Origin of the sequence: Micromonospora sp. MW-13, from assembly GCF_003434305.1 — a bacterium.
Taxonomy (GTDB): Bacteria; Actinomycetota; Actinomycetes; order Mycobacteriales; family Micromonosporaceae; genus Micromonospora.
Genome location: NZ_QKKX01000045.1, coordinates 1 through 16,951, shown reverse-complemented (window position 1 = coordinate 16,951; position 16,951 = coordinate 1). Strand labels below are relative to the sequence as shown.

The 16,951-nt window shown below is 70.0% G+C and carries 17 protein-coding genes; 1 reads left to right on the top strand and 16 read right to left on the bottom strand.

What is annotated here, in order from left to right; all coding sequences use genetic code 11:
* From C5N14_RS21720 to C5N14_RS21645, 16 genes are all read right to left on the bottom strand, one after another.
* A partial coding sequence (locus tag C5N14_RS21720; protein ID WP_117670070.1) for a VCBS repeat domain-containing M23 family metallopeptidase occupies positions 1 to 846 on the bottom strand: 846 nt, incomplete at its 3' end.
* Between the two features lie 266 nt (positions 847 to 1,112).
* Positions 1,113 to 2,066, bottom strand: a complete 954-nt coding sequence (locus C5N14_RS21715) for a DMT family transporter (protein ID WP_117670062.1) — start codon at positions 2,064 to 2,066, stop codon at positions 1,113 to 1,115.
* Positions 2,067 to 2,108: 42 nt separating this feature from the next.
* Positions 2,109 to 2,771: a 2-phospho-L-lactate guanylyltransferase gene (gene cofC, locus C5N14_RS21710; RefSeq protein ID WP_117670060.1), complete on the bottom strand. Its 663-nt coding sequence runs from the start codon at positions 2,769 to 2,771 to the stop codon at positions 2,109 to 2,111.
* A complete protein-coding gene (locus C5N14_RS21705) occupies positions 2,768 to 3,598 on the bottom strand; it encodes a carbon-nitrogen hydrolase family protein (RefSeq protein WP_117670058.1) in 831 nt (276 codons plus the stop codon). The genes cofC and C5N14_RS21705 overlap by 4 nt, the downstream gene beginning before the upstream one ends.
* On the bottom strand, positions 3,595 to 4,290 hold the full coding sequence (gene npdG / locus C5N14_RS21700; protein WP_117670068.1) for an NADPH-dependent F420 reductase: 696 nt from the start codon (positions 4,288 to 4,290) through the stop codon (positions 3,595 to 3,597). Before npdG ends, C5N14_RS21705 begins: the two co-directional genes overlap by 4 nt.
* A gap of 5 nt (positions 4,291 to 4,295) precedes the next feature.
* Positions 4,296 to 5,303 carry an LLM class flavin-dependent oxidoreductase gene (locus tag C5N14_RS21695; RefSeq protein WP_117670056.1) on the bottom strand — a complete coding sequence of 336 codons (1,008 nt, stop codon included), beginning with the start codon at positions 5,301 to 5,303 and terminating at the stop codon, positions 4,296 to 4,298.
* Between the two features lie 49 nt (positions 5,304 to 5,352).
* Entirely contained in the window at positions 5,353 to 6,768 is a 1,416-nt protein-coding gene (hydA, locus tag C5N14_RS21690) for a dihydropyrimidinase (RefSeq protein ID WP_117670054.1), read from the bottom strand.
* 47 nt (positions 6,769 to 6,815) lie between these two features.
* Positions 6,816 to 8,171, bottom strand: a complete 1,356-nt coding sequence (locus C5N14_RS21685) for an aminotransferase class III-fold pyridoxal phosphate-dependent enzyme (protein ID WP_117670052.1) — start codon at positions 8,169 to 8,171, stop codon at positions 6,816 to 6,818.
* Positions 8,172 to 8,201: 30 nt separating this feature from the next.
* Positions 8,202 to 8,765, bottom strand: a complete 564-nt coding sequence (locus C5N14_RS21680) for an amino acid synthesis family protein (RefSeq protein WP_207892822.1) — start codon at positions 8,763 to 8,765, stop codon at positions 8,202 to 8,204.
* 152 nt (positions 8,766 to 8,917) lie between these two features.
* On the bottom strand, positions 8,918 to 9,760 hold the full coding sequence (locus C5N14_RS21675) for a nitrilase family protein (protein WP_207892821.1): 843 nt from the start codon (positions 9,758 to 9,760) through the stop codon (positions 8,918 to 8,920).
* A complete protein-coding gene (locus C5N14_RS21670; RefSeq protein WP_243639896.1) occupies positions 9,757 to 11,241 on the bottom strand; it encodes an NAD-dependent succinate-semialdehyde dehydrogenase in 1,485 nt (494 codons plus the stop codon). The genes C5N14_RS21675 and C5N14_RS21670 overlap by 4 nt, the downstream gene beginning before the upstream one ends.
* A 58-nt stretch (positions 11,242 to 11,299) precedes the next feature.
* The gene (locus tag C5N14_RS21665; RefSeq protein ID WP_165878186.1) at positions 11,300 to 12,091 is read right to left on the bottom strand and encodes an IclR family transcriptional regulator; all 792 of its coding nucleotides are present in this window, start codon (positions 12,089 to 12,091) and stop codon (positions 11,300 to 11,302) included.
* Between the two features lie 112 nt (positions 12,092 to 12,203).
* A complete protein-coding gene (locus tag C5N14_RS21660; RefSeq protein ID WP_117670046.1) occupies positions 12,204 to 13,367 on the bottom strand; it encodes an ABC transporter substrate-binding protein in 1,164 nt (387 codons plus the stop codon).
* A gap of 32 nt (positions 13,368 to 13,399) precedes the next feature.
* Positions 13,400 to 14,221, bottom strand: a complete 822-nt coding sequence (locus C5N14_RS21655; RefSeq protein ID WP_117670044.1) for an ABC transporter permease — start codon at positions 14,219 to 14,221, stop codon at positions 13,400 to 13,402.
* Positions 14,218 to 15,009 carry an ABC transporter ATP-binding protein gene (locus tag C5N14_RS21650; protein ID WP_207892820.1) on the bottom strand — a complete coding sequence of 264 codons (792 nt, stop codon included), beginning with the start codon at positions 15,007 to 15,009 and terminating at the stop codon, positions 14,218 to 14,220. The genes C5N14_RS21655 and C5N14_RS21650 overlap by 4 nt, the downstream gene beginning before the upstream one ends.
* A gap of 38 nt (positions 15,010 to 15,047) precedes the next feature.
* Positions 15,048 to 16,001 (bottom strand): ABC transporter permease, encoded by a 954-nt coding sequence (locus C5N14_RS21645; RefSeq protein WP_117670032.1) that lies wholly within the window; start codon positions 15,999 to 16,001, stop codon positions 15,048 to 15,050.
* A 758-nt stretch (positions 16,002 to 16,759) separates the two neighbouring features.
* Here C5N14_RS21645 and C5N14_RS21635 point away from each other — a divergent pair.
* Positions 16,760 to 16,951, top strand: a 192-nt coding sequence (locus tag C5N14_RS21635; protein ID WP_133305768.1) for a hypothetical protein, incomplete at its 3' end; no start/stop codon positions are given.

Below are 16,951 nucleotides of genomic sequence, written 5' to 3'. Positions count from 1 at the left end.
CCGGAAGGTCGCCCAGCCATGCCCGAGCTGCGTGTAGCCGGACAGTCCATAGCTGTTGTTCGGGTAGTACAACAGTCTCCCGGAGGAGTCGACACCCAGGATGTCGGCGGCGCCGTCACCGCTCCAGTCCGCGGCCATCACGTGCCGGAAGGTCGACCAGCCGTGCCCGATCTTGACCGGGCTGCTGAGGCCGGCACCATTGTGGGGGTAGTACCAGAAGTCACCGTCGGCAGCGACCCCCAGAACATCGGCGGCACCGTCACCACTGAAGTCGGACACCCGTTCGCCGTCAGCCCCCGGCAGGCCGGCCGACAGCCTGTTCTGGCTCACCGGTGCGGTACCGGTGGGATAGTTGGTGCCGACCTCCACCGTATTGGGGATTTCGCGGCTCAGCTGCGAGTCGCAGTAGACGACATTCCAGTGCAGGTGCGGACCGGTCACGTTTCCAGTGGCGCCGGAGGCGCCGATATGCTGCCCCTGGGCCACCCGTTGTCCTTTGTTGACGATGGTGGCGCTGAGATGGGCGTACTGAGAGCAGCGATTGTTGCCGTGGTCGATTAGGGCGATGATGCCGCCACCGGTGCTCCATCCCTCGTAGTAGACGGTGCCGGCCGCCGAGGCGACGATCGGGGTGCCTTGCGGCATGGCGAAGTCAACGGCATGGCGGTTATAGGCGTCGTTGTGGGAGTAGCCGCTCCCGGGGGTCTGGGTAATGGTGTACGCGTATCCGGCCCGGTAAGGCAGCTTGAACGGCGCACCGCTGCCGGCATGTGCGAACTCCGGGGAAACCATTGTTCCGAGCCCGGCGACAAGCACAGCCAAGCTGGCTGCAATACTGCGACGCAAATGGGCCTCCTCGTATATCGGGCGGGGCGGAACGTTGACCTTGTGGGTACACGCCCATACGCGACTGACTATCGGGCGAACGTTCCGGCCCAGAGCATGTCCCAACGAGACCGAGACTGTCAAGAACGCCAATGAGCCATTTAATCGTAACTGCGCCGTTCACGATGGGTTCCGGGGCTCGGAGATCGATGAGGGCGAGACTCCAGGCAAGCGGGCCGCCACCTCTCGCAACGGACCGTGACTCGAAGACTCCGCGTGCGGGGTGTTCAGGGCTGGTAGGCGGGCGTTCGGCCGTTCTCCTCGGCCCGCTGCCGTACCGCCGGAAGCGCACTGCGGTTCTCGTGCAGCGCGAGCAGCACCACCGAGGCCAGGACCAGCACCAGGCCGGTCCACTGGCTCGCGCCCAGTCGCCCGTCGAGCAGGGCGAGTCCGACCACGGCGGCCGTCAGTGGGAAGGCCAGTTCGGCCAGGGTCGCGTTCGACGCGGGCGTGCGCCGCAGGGCGTGGTAGTACAGCGACAGGGCGAGCAGGCCCGGTACGGCCGCAAGCAGCACCAGCCGGGGTACCAGCTCCACCGGAACCGTGACCGGTGTCCAGGTCGCCGCAGCGAAGGTGGCGAGGGTGACCAGCCCGACGGTGAACCGCAGCGTGGTGATGTGCAGGAAGGACAGTTCGGCACTGACCATCCGGCCGAGGACGGTGCCGGCCGCCCAGAGGGCTGCGGCCCCGGTGGCCAGCGCGGCGGCGGCCAGGCCGCGAGGTTGCACCCCCAGCGGGTCGGGGAAGGCCAACAGCCAGGCGCCGACGACCGCGGGCACCGCGAAGAGGGGGAATCGTCGGCTCACCCGCTCCCCCAGCAACGCGGCGGCCAGGACGATCGCCAGCGCCGGTTGCAGCTTCTGCAACACCTGCGGGGTGATCGGGTCGCCCAGCCGGAACGCGGCGGTGAAGAGCGTTGTGGCCAGCGCCGAGGAGCCGGCCCCGATCACCAGCACGGCCAGCTTCGTCCGCACGGAGGAACGGAGGAGCGAGCGTACGGCCGGGATCAGCCAGGGCGACACCAGGAGCACGAGGACGACGTGTTCGGCCAGGACCACGCTCAGCGCCGGAAGCTGCCGGGAGAGCGGTTCCCGCAGCAGGCCCGAGAAGCCCCAGAGGCTGGCGGCGACGGCGACCAGCCACGTGCGGTCGCCGGAGGCCCGGCTGGCGAGCAGGGTCATCGTGTCCTCTCCGAGACGCGGGTACCGAACCGTTGATCAGTATCAGGCAACCGACCGGGTCGGCCGGTTCGCGGTCGGCGCCGATGACCCGGCCCACGAGCGGGTCGCCCCGCCGAGCCGGTCCATCCCGAGCGAGCGCAGGTGGGCGACGGTGTCCACGTCCCGCCGCAGCCCAGGCGCGGTCACCGGGAGATCGTGGTATCCGTCGGCGAGGAACCGGCGGCGCGAGTCGGCGCCGAGGAAGGGCCGGAACTCGCCGGGCACGGTGAGGGTCACCATGGTGGTCCCGGTGCCGTCGTCGTCCGAGACGATGGCCCGTGGGTGGGATCCGGCTGCCGCCAGTACCGCGTCGTAGTCCGTGGGCCGTGCTCCGGCGAGATCGGCCATGGCGACGGCCAGCCGCGCGTCGGGGAGCGCCTCCCCGGCGATGGTGAGCGCGTCGAGAACCTCCCGGTTGAGGTCCGGCCCACGGGTGCTGCCGGCGACCACGGCACCGGTGGACAACGCCGCGCCGACCACCTCCGGGTCGGTCGCGGCGACGACGACGGCGCGCACCCGACGGGCCCGGATCAGCTCGCCGACGACGTCGAGCAGCATCGCCCGGGCCAGCCCGCGCCGTTGCGCGGGGTCGAGGCCGACGCAGCGGGTCTTGGCCGCCGTGAATGACTTGGCCGGTACGACCACCACCCACGAGCCGTCCGTCATGCGTCGGGTTCCATCCTGGTCAGCCGCCCGTACAGCTCGGGTCGCCGGTCGCGGAGGAAGGGGCGTCGACGGCGGGCGAGGTCGACCAGGCTGAGGTCGACCTCGGCCACCGCCACGTCGTCCCGGTCGTCGGCGGCCTGGGCGAGCACGCCGCCGTCGGGGCCGTAGACCGCGCTGAGCCCGAAGTAGTCCTTCACACCTTCGGTGCCGACCCGGTTGGCGCAGATCACGAAGAGGCCGTTGAACACCGCGTGGGCGCGCAGCTCCAGCTGGAACACCTCACGCATCGGGGCGCTCGCCGAGGCGACGGGAACGCAGAGCACCGATCCGCCGCGCAGGGCGACCACCCGGCTCAGCTCGGGGAAGTGCCGCTCGTAGCAGATGATGGTGCCGACGCCGGTCTCACCGGTCTGGACCACCTCCGGCTCGGCGCCGCCCGGTTGGAAGTAGAACTTCTCCGGGAAGCCGTTGGAGAACGGCAGGTGCGACTTGCGGTACACCGACCTGAGTTCGCCGTCGACGTAGGTGCAGGCGGTGTTGTGGTACACCCCCGGCACCTGCCCCGCCTCGAAGATCGACGAGATGACGGTCATCCGGTGCCGCTTCGACCGCTCGGCCGCCATCCGGTTGGACGGGCCGTCGAGTCCCTCGGCGTACCGGAAGTAGTCGAGGTCGGGCTCCGGTTGGACGAACGGCACCGCGAACAGCTCCGGCAGCAGCAGGATCCGGGCATCCTGAGCGGCGGCGTCGTCGATCAGGTCGGCGGCCCGGCCGATCGTCTCTGCCCGGTCGTCGGTGGCACGAAGTTGCAGGGCTGCGAGTTTCACGCGGGGACCTTTCCGACCGCCGGGGCCAGGCCGGTGAGGGCCAGCCCGGAACGGGTCTTGTACCGCTTGTTCACACTGATCAGGACTGCGGTCAGGGGTTCCAGTTGGCGGGCCAGCCGCAGCCGGCCGGCGTCGAGGCCACGGCCGCCGGTCACGTCGGCGGCGAGGGCCATCACCTGCTCCTTGGCGGCGACGTCGTCCCCGCAGACCAGGACGTCCTCGTGGCTCAGGTCCGCCTCCGGGTCGAGCAGGAGGGGGGCGGCCAGGTGGTGGAACGCGCCGACCACGGTCGCCGAGGCGACGATTCCGGCGGCCTCCTCGGCGCCGCTGCCGGCCGAGACGGTACGGCCGTACGGCCCGAACCGGTCGAAGCTGAGCGGGTTGACGCAGCTGACGACGAGTTTGCCGGCCAACGCCGGCACCAGGCTGGTCACCAGTTGGGCGTGTCCGTCGTACGGCACGGCGAGCAGCACGATGCCGGCGCTCTCCGCAGCCGCCAGGTTCGTCGCACCGGTGATCCGGGCACCGACGGCGAGCCGGGACAGTTCCTCGGCGGCGGCCGTGGCCCGCTGAATGTCGCGTGAGCCGAGGACGACCTCGTGTCCGGCACGCGCCAGGCGGTAGCCCAGCCCCCGGCCCTGCGGGCCGGTGCCACCGACCACGGCGATGCGGGTGGAATGGCTCTCGGTCATCGGGGTCACCCCTTCGCGGCCTGGGCGAGCCGGGTGAGGGTCTGCTCCTTGTCCCCCAGGGTGGAGATGATCGGGCAGCGCACCCCGGCCTCGTGGTACGACTGCAGCTTCTGGAAGGCGTCGTCGGTGGAGCCGCAGGCGGTGACGTTCTGCACCAGGCTGTTGGGGACCAGCCGCATCGCCCGCTTGATGTCCTCCGGCGTCGCGGGCCAGCCGGCGATCTCCTGCAACCGGTCGACGAGTTCGCGCTCGACCCCGCAGTGCTCGGCGATGTGCGGCTGCTGGCAGAGGTAGAGGGTGAGGAATGCCTTGCACGCGTCGATGGCCTCCTGCGGGTCGTCGTCGTTGACGCTGCACGACACGATCTGGGTCAGGTCGATGCCGTCGCGGCCGTCGGTCCGCTTGGCCACCCCCCGCTCGATCGCGGCACGGGCGCCGACCATGTACGACGGGGGGAGCAGGAAGTCCATGTGCACGCCGTCGCTGATCTCACCGGCGAGTTCGAGCATCCGGGGGCCGACCGCGCCGATGTAGATCGGAATGTCGACCGGCTTGTTCTCGCGGTACATGCTGTCGAAGCGCACGTCCGTCATCTGCACGAACTCGCCGTCGAAGGAGACGACCTCGTTGCGGAAGAAGGTCTGCAGGACGGTGATGTACTCGCGCATCGATTTGATGGGCTTGGACAGTGGCTGGCCGACCTTCGTCGCCAGCGGCTCCCACCAGGCGCCGATGCCCAGGATCGCCCGGCCCGGCGCGACCTCGTCCAGGGTTTTGAAGGTGACCGCCATCAGGGCCGCGTTGCGGCTCTTGTTGTTGACGACGCCGGTGCCGATCTTCACGTTCCTCGTCCGGCTCGCGATGATCGCCGCCGGGACGATGCCGTCGCGGGCGAGTCGTCCCTCGGCGACCCACACGGACTCGAACCCGTTCTGGTCGGCGAACTCGGCCTGCCAGTAGGTCTGCTCCAGGCTGAGTCGCTCACCGACGTGGATACCCAGGGGAAGTTTCATCTCGGTGTCAGCTCCGCTCGGTCGTGGTGGAGGGTGGGGATTCGGTAGGTCAGGGTTGGCGCGGCGCGGCGCGGGTCAGGAAGGTTCCCCGGCCGGGGGTGGCGTGCCGGAGGCCGTCCGCGTCGACCAGGTGCTCGCCGCGGGAGAAGACGTGCACCGGTTTGCCGGTCACCCGCATGCCCTCGTAGATGTTGTAGTCGGTACGCATGTGCGAGCCCGCCGCCGTGATCACGTGGTCGGCTGCCGGATCCCAGATCACCAGGTCGGCGTCTGCCCCGACGGCGACGATCCCCTTCTGCGGGAAGAGGCCGAACAGCTTGGCCGGCCGGGTGGCGACCAGGTCCACGAAGCGGCACGGGTCGATCAGTCCGCCGGCCACCCCGGCCTGCCAGAGGACCATCAGCCGGTCCTCGATGCCCGGGACGCCGTTGGGCACCTTCGGGAAGTAGCCGGGGCTGCGCATCTTCTGCGGCGGCAGGTCGTCGGGCTGGTGCAGGCAGAAGCCGGCGTGGTCGGTGGCGACGGTGGAGAGGGCACCGGTGGCGAGCATCCGCCACAGGCCGTCCTGGTTGCTGCGTTCCCGGATCGGCGGGGAGCAGATGTACGCGGCGGCCCGCTCGCCGAGGTCGGCGTAGTCCTCGTAGGCCACGACCAGGTACTGGGGGCAGGTCTCGCCCCACACCTGCGACCCGGCGGAGCGGGCCCGGCTGATCTCGTCGGCCGCCGCCGTGCTGGAGACGTGCACCACGTACAGTGGAATGCCGATGGTGTCGGCGAGCACGACGGCCCGGTGCACCGCCTCGGCCTCGGAGTCGTGCCCGTGTGCCCGCAGGTGGAAGCTCTCGGCGGTCCGGCCGCTGTCCACCAGGCGCCGGACCTCGCGGGCGACCATGTGTCCGTTCTCGGCGTGCACCATCGGCAGTACGCCGAGCTCGCGCGCCAGCTCGAAGCCGTCGAGCAGTTCGTCGTCCTCGACCATCTGGCCCGGGTAGGCCATGAAGAACTTCCAGCTGGTGGCGCCCTCGCCGACCAGCCGGCGCAGGTCGTCGAGGACGTCCGGCTGGGCGGCACGGGGCGGCACGATGGCGTGCAGGCCCACGTCGATCACGGCCTTGGCCGCCGCCGCGTCCCGCCGCCGCAGGTAGGTGTCGTACAGCGACCGGTCCGGCTCCTTCTTGACGAAGTCGAGGACGGTGGTCGTGCCGCCGTACACGGCCGCGACGGTCCCGGTGTGGAAGTCGTCGGCGGTGTGGGTGCTGAACCCGTCGACCGGGTATTCCAGGTGGGTGTGCGCGTCGATGCCGCCGGGCATGACCAGCTTCCCGGTCGCGTCGACGACGTGGTCGGCGGTCCACTCCGGCCCGGCACCGAGGGCGACGATCCGGCCGTCCCGCACCAGCACGTCGGCGCGGACCGCCGCATCGGCGTTGACGACCGTGCCGTTGGTGATCAGCGTCGTCGGCATGCCTACCTCTCCTTCCGTGGTGGGTCTCCCACCCGTCGCGCCGTTGGTCAGCCCTGGTAGTGCTCGTCGGCGAGGGACAGCACCTCGTCGAGGACACCGAGCCCGAGATCGATCTCCTCGGCGTTGATCACCAGTGGCGGGGTCAGCCGCAGGACGTTGAAGTTGGCGGTCAGGTAGACGCCCTGCTGCATCGCGGCCTTGAGCAGCCGGCTGACCGGGGCCGCCGCCGGGCCCTTGGCGTTGAACGGGACGAGCGGGTCCCGGGTGTCGCGGTTGCGTACCAGCTCGACGCCGTAGAACAGCCCCCGGCCCCGGATGTCGCCGATGCTCGGGTGGCACTGCGCCAGCTTGGCCAGGCCGGCACCGAGCCGCTGCCCCATCGCCCGCGCGTTCTCCACCACGCCCTCGTCCTGCATGATCCGCAGGGAGGCCACGCCGGAGGCGCAGGCGAGCGGGTGCCCGGCGTAGGTCAGCCCGCCCCAGAACATGTGGTCCCGCAGCCAGTCGGAGATCCGGGCGGAGACCGTCATGGCCCCGAGGGGGACGTAGCCGGAGTTCAGTCCCTTCGCGGTGGTGAGAATGTCCGGCACGATGTCCCAGTGGTCGCAGGCGAACCATTCACCGGTACGGCCGAAGCCCGCCATCACCTCGTCGAAGATGAGCAGGATGCCGTACCGGTCGCAGACCTCCCGCAGCGACCGCAGGTACCCGTCCGGCGGGTAGAGCAGCCCGTTCGTGCCGGTGACCGGCTCGACGATCACCGCGGCGACGGTCTCCGGGTTCTCGTACTGGAGGATCTCCTCCAGGTGCGGGCCGCCGGAGCAGACCGGGCACGGGTCGGGGTGCCCGGCCGGGCACCGGTAGGTATAGGGGTCGAGCATCCGCACCACGCCGGTCATTCCCGGCTCCGCCGCCCACCGGCGCGGGTCGCCGGTGAGCGACATCGCGCCCGCCGTGGCGCCGTGGTACGAGCGGTAGCGGGCGATGATCTTCTGCCGGCCGGTGACGTGCCGGGCCAGCCGGACGGCGTTCTCGTTGGCCGCCGCCCCGCCGGTGGTGAAGAAGCTCATCTTCAGGTCACCGGGGGTGAGCCCGGCCAGCAGCTCGGCCAGCTCGGCCCGGGAACGCTCGGCGAAGCCGGGTCCGATGTAGCAGAGCTGCTCGGCCTGGGCGCGGATCGCCTCGACCAGTCGGGGGTGCTGGTGGCCCAGGTTCAGGTTGACCAGTTGCGACTGGAAGTCGAGGTACCGGCGGCCGTCGTAGTCCCAGAACCAGGAACCGGATCCGCCGGCCACGGGGATGGGGTCGAGCGCGCCCTGCACCGACCAGGAGTGGATGACGTACTCCTTGTCGATCTCCTTGAGCCGCTGGCTGGTCCAGGTGGTGGTGTCGGTGATGGTCATCGGCTGGCTCCGTCCCGTCGAGCGCTGGGGTCAGTTGCTCTTCAGCTCGGCGCCGAAGGCGGCGAGGCGGGCCAGCGGGCGTCCGGCGTTCGACGCGGCGCAGACCACGAGGATCTCCCGGGGGCGGGGTACGTCGGCCACCTGGAGGGTCACCGTCTGGTGGTGCGAGCGGGTCTTGGCGTCCAGCTTGTGCTTGAGCGGGATGTCGATGGGGCTGCCGGGCAGGCCGACCTTCTCGGCGGCGGGCAGCAGTTCGGTGCCGCCGGCCGCGCCGCGGAAGACGTTGCCGAAGCGGAGGTTGTGGATCAGCGCCGAGCCGTGCTCGACCTCGCCGTCGATACCGACGAGCGCCGCCTTGCCGAACGCCTCGACCTCCTCGCCGAGCAGTTCCACGCAGGCGGGGCCGACCAGGTTGCCGATCTCCTCGCCGATCTCGTCGGCCAGGGTGACCAGGTCCTGGACGTACTCGCTGGGGTACGGATTCTCGATGACCACGCCGGCGAAGGCGACCCGGTGCACCGGCTGCACCGTCCTGCCGTTCTCCAGCCGCGTCTCTTCGAGGTGACGGATCAGCTTGCGAACCCGGATGCTCACGATCACTCCTTAGTGGTTCATTGAATGAACCATCGGTTCATATCTTGGCGCTACGGGGGATAGCGAGTCAATAGCCTTCGAGAACAGATCCCGGTGCCCGGGACACCGGCGTGCCGCCAACCCCGCAGGTCACAAGGGACGGCGGGGCCGGTTCAGCTCATCGCCGGTCCCGCCACGTAGAGGTCGGTCCGCCGATCGGCCAACGGCTGGTTGAACGGGTTGTGCAACCGTTCGGCCCGCGAGCCGATCAGGTCCACCTCGGCCAGCACGAGTTCCTCCCGGTCCGGGCTCGCCGGGCCGGCGATCGGCCAACCGTCGGGTCCGACGAGGACGGACCGGCCGACGAACGCCTGCCCCCGCTCGACTCCGATCCGGCTGACCCCGGCGACGTAGCACTGGTTGGAGTGCGCCCCGGTCATGCACATGAGGTTCGCCATCGCCGGGACGGCCTCGGGCTGCCCGGGCACCGGCACCCAGTTCGAGGGCAACACCACCAGGTCGGCGCCCTGCAACGCCGCGCTGCGGAACGTCTCCGGGAACCACGCGTCGTAGCAGATCCCGATCCCGATCCGACCCAGCGGCGTGTCGAAGACCGGGAAGCCGTCACTGTTGCGGTCGTAGATCTCCTTCTCGTCGTTCCACAGATGGGCCTTGCGGAAGGTTCCGACGTGGCCGGTGGGGCCGAGCAGCACCGCCGCGTTGTAGACCCGGTCCCCGTCCCGCTCGGTCACCCCACCCACGATCCACACGTCCAGCTCGGCGGCGAGCCGCGCCCAGGCGGCGACCGTGGGACCGTCGGGCACCGGCTGCGCGTGCCGCGCGGCTTCCGTCCGATCGGCGAAGACGTACCCCGCCGAGGCCGCCTCGGGCAGCACCACGAGTCGGGCCCCGCGGTCCGCCGCCTCCCGGATCCAGAACGACGTCCTGGCGATGTTCGCCGGGATGTCGCCGAAGACCGGCTCCAGTTGGACCCCGGCGAGCAGGAACCCGGTCACCACGACGCCCGCAGCGCCGCGTACTTGATGTTCAGGTACTCGTCGATGCCGACCTTCCCGCCTTCGCGCCCGAGACCGGACTGCTTGACACCGCCGAAGGGCGCCGCCGGGTTGGAGATGACGCCCTGGTTGAGCCCCACCATCCCGCTCTCCAGCCGCTCGGTCACCCGCAGGCCACGGCCGAAGTTCTCGGTGAAGACGTAGGCGGCCAGGCCGTACTCCGAGGCGTTGGCCATGCCGAGCGCCTCGTCCTCGTCGTCGAAGGCCACGACCGGGGCGACCGGGCCGAAGATCTCCTCCCGGACGCACCGGGCGCCGTCGGGCACCCCGGACAGCACGGTCGGCGCGAAGAAGTGGCCCTCCCCCGCGATCGGCCCGCCGCCGGTGACGACCCCCGCGCCCGCCTGCGTCGCGTCGGCGACCAACTCGGCGACCGACGCCACCGCGGCCCGGTCGATGAGCGGCCCCACGTCGGTCGACGGGTCCAGCCCGTGCCCGACGCGCAGCCCACCGAGGCGCTCGGCCAGCGCTTCGACGAACCGCGGCGCCACCGACCGCTGCACGTAGAAACGGTTCGCGGCGGTGCACGCCTCACCGACGTTGCGCATCTTCGCCTGGACGGCCCCCTCGACCGCCAAGTCGAGGTCGGCGTCGTCGAAGACGATGAACGGCGCGTTCCCGCCCAGCTCCATCGACGTACGCAGCACCCGCTCGGCGGACTGGGCGAGCAGGGTCCGGCCGACCGCGGTCGAACCGGTGAACGACAGCTTGCGCAGCCGCTCGTCGGTGAGCAGAGCCGAGGTGACCCGGCCGGCCTGCGAGGTGGTGAGCACGTTGACCACGCCACGCGGCAGACCGGCCTGCTCCAGGATCTCGACCAGCGCCAGCATCGACAGTGGAGTCTGCTTGGCCGGCTTGACCACGACGGTGCAGCCGGCCGCCAGGGCGGGACCGATCTTGCGGGTGCCCATCGCCATCGGGAAGTTCCACGGGGTCACCAGCAGGCAGGGTCCGACCGGCTGCCGCATGACCACGACACGGGAGTTTCCGGCCGGTGCGGTGAGATAGCCGCCGTCGATCCGGACGGCCTCCTCGGCGAACCAGCGGAGAAACTCCGCGGCGTAGCTGACCTCGGCCTGCGACTCGGCGAACGCCTTGCCCATCTCCAGGGTCATCATCCGGGCCAGATCGTCCCGGCGCTCGATGATCAGGTCGAACGCGCGACGCAGCACCTCCCCCCGTTCCCGGGGCGGGGTGGCAGCCCAGCCGGACTGGGCCCGGGCGGCGGCGGCCAGGGCGTCCAGCCCGTCGGCGACCGAGGCGTCCGCCACCTCGGCGATCGTCGCCCCCGTGGCCGGGTCCTCCACGGCGAGGACGACACCGTCCCGGCCCGCGCGCCACTCACCGTCGACGTACAGGCCCTTGGGAGTCTTGTCGACCACGGTCATCGCCGCCGCCAACGCCTCGGCGGGTACGGCCATTGCTACCTCCTTCACCGCAGGCGTCGCCATGGGCGAGCCGGTACGGTCCGTGAGTGCCCTAGTGTCTGGCGAAGGCACTCGGAATATCGATGTCAGCGTTGCTCAGCAGGTCGGTGAGCTGTCGGGCAGCCTTGATCACCGACTCCGCCATGGTGTCGATGCGGTCGCGGGTGATCCGGTAGGTGGGCCCGCCGATCCACACCGCGTACGGCGTGTTCGCGCGCAGCCGCACCGGTGCGGCGACCGACGCCGCACCGACCTCCAACTCGTCGTACGCGAAGGCGAACCCCCGGTTCCGCACCTCCTCCAGCGAGCCCATGAAGGACTCCAGGTCCCCCACCTCCGGCGGGGCGTGCTCGGCGAACTCCTCGGTGAAGTCGGCCCGCACCGATTCCGAGCTCAGCGCCGCCAGCAGCACCTTCCCGGTGGAGGTCGCCCACACCGGCTGGGTACGGGGTACCGGCTTGAGCGTCTGCCCGATCAGCGACGGCCCCGGCACCTGGGCGACGACCATCACCTTCGGCGGCAACAGCACGTCGAAGCCCGCGGTCTCCCTGGTCTCCTCGGCCAGGTTCCGCAGCACCTCCCGCATGTGGCCGTAGGCGCCACCACCGTCGAGCAGGCCGCCCACGATGGAGAGCAGTCCGAGCGACACCCGGTAGCGACGGGTCACCGGATCGAGGGTGAGCCAGCTCTCCCGCTCCAGCACGCTGAGCACCCGGTAGCAGGTGGCCTTGGGGATGCCCGCCTCCCGGGCCACCTCGCTGAGTCCGACCCCTTCGGGGTGCGCCGCCACGGCCCGCAGGAGCCAGATCGTGCGTCGCACCAGCCCCGCCTCACTGGGCGCCATCGCTACCTCCATCAATCGCCATCAGCCGTGAGATACGGCCCACATCTTGGCAGACGTCACTGGCTGCGGGCGGGTGCCGAACGGCGGGCGCCGCCCGGCACACGCCGCTCGCCTACTTCCCGCCTTCGGTGATCGTCACGGTCTGCGGCTTGTAGGAGTTGCCGTTGACGTCGAAGCCGTCGGCCTTGAGCCCGTCGTTCGCGCGCTGCGACAGATCGGTCCGGAAAGCGTCCTTGTCCGGGGCGTTTTTGAGGACGCCGCCACCGATCGCGATCTTGATCGTCTGGTCCCAGGCCGCCTGGTCCATCATTCCCACGCCGTTGCTGGCCGGCCAGATCAGCTTGTTGATCTCGTTGAGCATCCAGGTCTGGTGCCCCTGCCCCAGCGCGCTGCCGTTGTCGAGCACGATGTCGACGCAGCCGGCCAGGTCGTCGCGGCAGAAACCCCAGCCGCGGTAGGTCGCCTTCAGGAACTTCACCGCCGTGTCCTGGTTGGCCTGCTCCCCCAGCCAGTCACCACGGGCGTAGATGCCGTCCTCCAGGCTGGTGTAGCCGGCGTCCTGGAGGCTGATCGCCGAGAAGTCCGACGGCTGGTAGAGCTTCCCGGTCGCCGGGTTCTTGGTCTCCAGCAGTTGGGCGTACTCGTTGTAGGTCTTGGCCTGGGCGGCGTCGATCTCCCGACGGAGCAGCAGCGACATGTCGAAGGGTTGCTGGATGATCTCGGCGTCGCGTTTCGGGTCGACGCCGGCGTCCTTCATCGCCGCGAACAGCACGAGTTCGTTGCCGTACCCCCAGCTCCCGACCTTCTTGCCCTTCAGGTCGGTCAGCGACTTGATGCCGGAGTCGGCCCAGGCCACCTGGAGGTACGCGCCCCGCTGGAACACCTGGCCGATGTTCACCAGGTTCGCGCCCTGCGCTCGGGTCACCATCGTCTTGGTGACGTGGCTGACCGCGAACTCGGCGTTGCCGGCGGAGAGCACCTGCTGGGGGACGATGTTGACGCCACCCTCCTGGATCGTGACGTCGAGACACTCCTCGGCGTAGTAACCCTTCTCCCTGGCCGCGTAGTAGCCGGCGAACTGGGCCTGGGCGACCCACTGGAGCACCACCCGGACCTTGGTCGTCGACTCGCAGTTCTTGGCAGCCTCGGCTGCGGACTCGCTCGGGGTGTCGGACATGCCACCGCAGGCCGAGGTGGCGAGCAGGGCGGCGGTGAGGGCGGCGGCGATTGTGGTGGGGCGACTCCTCCGCGAGGTCCGCCATAGTTGCAGGGCCATTCTGACTCCAAAAGATCGTGGTGGCCCGTGGCTCACGAGTCGCTGTCGTGCAGGGACTCGTGCCAGGGCATCAGGAGGCGTTCCAACAGAGACGTGACACCGAACAGCAGCAGGCCGAGCGCGCTGGCCACGGCGATCCCCGCCCAGGCGAACTCGAAGCGGGGCAGGGCCGCCTGATAGGCGATGTACACCCCGAGCGCGTTGCTCGGTCCACCGAAGTACTCGGTCACGATCACGCCGATCACGGCGAGCGTGCTGCCGAGCTTGAGCGCGTTGAACAGGTACGGCAACGCGTTGGGCAACCGCAGCATGAGCGCCACCTGTCGAGGTTGCGCCGCGAGCGATTGCATGATCTCCAGGTGCAGGGATGAGACCTGGAGAAGTCCCCTGGTGGTGTTGACCAGGACCGGGAAGAAGACCATCACCGCGGCCACGCCTGCCTTGGACATCAGGTTGGTGACCCCGAACCAGTTGTTGAAGATCGGCGCGAGGGCCACGATCGGGGCACAGTTGATGACCACGGCCGCGGTCAGCACCGGACCGGACACGCCCGGGAACCGGCTGAGCGCCAACGCCACCGCGACCCCCGCCACCGCGCCGAGGACCAGGCCGAGGAGCACCTCCTGCACGGTGACCACCGACGCCGACATGATCGTGCCGAACTCGGCCCGAAACGCCGACGAGATGCCGGTCGGTGCCGGCACGATGAACGACGGAACGTCGAAGACGGTCACCACAAGCTGCCACGAGCCGAGGATCACCAGCGCGGTGAGGACGACCGGGAGGAACCGGCCCACCGCCGTCCGGACTCCGGCACCGGGCGAGGTGCCCCGCGCGAGCTGCGTCGTACTCATCGCGCCGCCTGCTCGGCCGGGACGCCGTGCAGCACCGTACGCACCTCGGTGACCTTGGCGAAGAACGCGTCGGTGGTCCGGGTCGCCGCCGTGCGCGGGTACGGCAGGTCGACGTCGATGCTGGCGGCGATGCGTCCGGGACGCGCGGACATCACGACGATCCGCGACGACAGGAACACCGCCTCGGAGATGCTGTGGGTGACGAAGACGACGGTGGTCCGGGTATCCGACCAGATCCGCAGCAGCTCGCCCTGCAACCGCTCGCGGTTCATCTCGTCGAGCGCACCCAGCGGCTCGTCCATGAAAAGGATCTCCGGGTCCGCCGACAGCGCGCGGGCGATCGCCACCCGCTGCTGCATGCCACCGGAGAGCTGCCAGGGAAAGTGCCGGGCGAAGTCGGAGAGCCGGACCAGGTCCAGCATCTCGTGGGCCTTGGCCCGCCGGGTCTGCTTGTCCACCCCGGCCACCTGCAACGGCAGCTCGACGTTGCGCTGCACGGTACGCCACTCGAAGAGGCCGGCCTGCTGGAAGACCATGCCGTAGTCCCGGTCCGTCCGGGCCGCGCCCGGCGTCTTGCCGTTCAGTGACACCGTGCCGTCGGTCGGCTCGGTCAGGTCCGCCAAGATCCGCAACAGGGTGCTCTTGCCGCAGCCACTCGGGCCCAACAGGGAAACGAACTCGCCCCGCCTGATCGACAGGTCGATGTCCTCGAGCGCGGTCACCGTACGGTTCCCGCCGGTGAACTGCTTGGTGACGCCTCGCACGGAAATGATCGCGGCCTCAGACATCAGCATCTCTCCAGGTGTTGTTGAGACGGAAGGGATGTTCACCGGGTGTGCCGGTGCCGGAGCGCCACGCGCTCGATGAGTGCCAGGGACTGCACGAAGACGATGCCCGCCGCCGCGGCGACCAGGACGGCCGCGTACAACTTCTCCGGCCCGTTGGAGTAGTAGTAGGCGAAGGTGAGGATCGCCCGGCCGATGCCCCGGCCGGTGCCCGCGGACAGCTCGCCCACGATCGCGCCCACCACGCTCGCGGTGGCCGCGAGCCGGAGCCCGGCGAACACGAAGGGCAGCGCCGCCGGGATCCGCAGCCACCCCAGGACCTGCCAGCGGCCCGCGCCCACGCTGCGCATGAACTCCAGTTGGACCTTCGGCGGTGACTTCAGGCCCCGCAGGGTGTTGATGGTGACCGGGAAGAACGCGAGGTAGGCGGCGATACCGGTCACCGCCACCCAGGGTGGTGCGCCGGCCTTCCCACCCCAGATCACGATCATCGGCGCGATCGCCACCAGGGGAACCGTCTGCGACGCCACCAGCCAGGGCATCAACCCCTTGCTGAGCGGCACCACGTGAAGGAAGAGGACCGCCAGCAGCAGGCCGAGCGACGAGCCCGCCACCAGACCGTAGAACGACTCGCGGAGCGTCACGCCGGTCTCGCCGAGGAGATAGCTGCCCAGCAGCATTGGGTCGCCCCGCCGGGCCGGCTCGACCAGGGCGCCGAGGATCGACCAGACGTGCGGCATCGAGAGATCGTCGGTAGCGACCGGGAAGGCGATCTTGGTGCCGGGCACGACATCGTCGACGGCGCGGCCCAGCGCCTTGTAGCCCTCCCACAGGCCGGCGAGCACCGCCACGACCAGTGCGGCCCCGGCGGCGTTGTGCACACGTTTCCTCGTGGCGGACAGGCGCTCGGATCGGCGCGGTGTTGCCCGGTCCGCCTGCCCGGCCGGTCCGCCCTCGGCGGCCACCGAGGTGGTGGCGGTTCTTGTCGCGGTCATGCAGGCACTCTCCGAATCCCTCGGAAGCGTCGTCTGGCGTGAGATCCGTCGGCCGAACCCCGGCGCATCGGATCACTGAGTGAACTGGTGGTTCACCATAGGAGCGTGACCGAGGCCACGTCAACGGTTGCCCACGACCTGAATCACGATCTAGGAGACGGTCGCCGACGCGACCCACCTGCGGATACCCCGATCCAGGTCAAGGCAGCCGACTCCACCGCCAACCGGAAGCGCCGCCACGACCCGGTGCTCCGGCGGCCAGGACCCATTCGTCGCCGAGTGTGCCGATGGTCGGGTCGTCGCGGTCGGAGCGCAGTACGAGCCGCAGCAGCCCGTGTCGGCGTGGTGGCCGACGATCACGGCGCCGTCGGTGAGCCGGGCGCCGACGAACCTGGCCAGCAGGTCCGGGTGGCGTGCCGGGCCCACCCGGACCTGCCCGCACGGTCACCTCAACCTGATCGGCGGTAGCCACCTCGACGCCGACCTGCGCAAACCGGGCGGACCGGTTGGTCTGCCGCCAGAGGCGGAAAGTACTCACGCCTCCGATCGTTTGCAGCACTCGGACGCGGGACCCCAGCATCAGATCCGTCCGGTCGTACAGCCCGGGGCGCACTTGCCGCCGCAGATGAGGACGTTCGAGCGAGTGACGCCAGGCACAGTCACCATGTTGCACACTTGCCACCTGGATGGATGGCGCTGGGATGTGCCGCCCGCTGGCTACAGTGGCTGACTGGAATCTGCGTCACGAAGGGGAGACTGTGGAGGCACGCATCGTGATCGTCGGCTCGGATACCGACCGAGTCGCGCTGTGGGACTGGCTCAGCGGCGACCGCGACCTGCGGGGGCTGGTCCGGCGGGACACCGTCCCGAGAGCCGGCGAGATGGGCGGTGAGATCGAATACGTGGTCAGCGCCGTCATCGGCGCCGGTGCGGTGTGGGCCGCCCTGGCT

Excerpts from the sequence above, each read along its gene's own strand:
- C5N14_RS21670 (WP_243639896.1), bottom strand. The coding sequence starts at position 11,241 with ATGGCCGTACCCGCCGAGGCGTTGGCGGCGGCGATGACCGTGGTCGAC.
- C5N14_RS21715 (WP_117670062.1), bottom strand. The coding sequence starts at position 2,066 with ATGACCCTGCTCGCCAGCCGGGCCTCCGGCGACCGCACGTGGCTGGTC.
- npdG (WP_117670068.1), bottom strand. The coding sequence starts at position 4,290 with ATGACCGAGAGCCATTCCACCCGCATCGCCGTGGTCGGTGGCACCGGC.
- C5N14_RS21695 (WP_117670056.1), bottom strand. The coding sequence starts at position 5,303 with ATGAAACTTCCCCTGGGTATCCACGTCGGTGAGCGACTCAGCCTGGAG.
- C5N14_RS21685 (WP_117670052.1), bottom strand. The coding sequence starts at position 8,171 with ATGACCATCACCGACACCACCACCTGGACCAGCCAGCGGCTCAAGGAG.
- hydA (WP_117670054.1), bottom strand. The coding sequence starts at position 6,768 with ATGCCGACGACGCTGATCACCAACGGCACGGTCGTCAACGCCGATGCG.
- C5N14_RS21665 (WP_165878186.1), bottom strand. The coding sequence starts at position 12,091 with ATGGCGCCCAGTGAGGCGGGGCTGGTGCGACGCACGATCTGGCTCCTG.
- C5N14_RS21655 (WP_117670044.1), bottom strand. The coding sequence starts at position 14,221 with ATGAGTACGACGCAGCTCGCGCGGGGCACCTCGCCCGGTGCCGGAGTC.
- C5N14_RS21645 (WP_117670032.1), bottom strand. The coding sequence starts at position 16,001 with ATGACCGCGACAAGAACCGCCACCACCTCGGTGGCCGCCGAGGGCGGA.
- C5N14_RS21650 (WP_207892820.1), bottom strand. The coding sequence starts at position 15,009 with ATGTCTGAGGCCGCGATCATTTCCGTGCGAGGCGTCACCAAGCAGTTC.
- cofC (WP_117670060.1), bottom strand. The coding sequence starts at position 2,771 with ATGACGGACGGCTCGTGGGTGGTGGTCGTACCGGCCAAGTCATTCACG.
- C5N14_RS21660 (WP_117670046.1), bottom strand. The coding sequence starts at position 13,367 with ATGGCCCTGCAACTATGGCGGACCTCGCGGAGGAGTCGCCCCACCACA.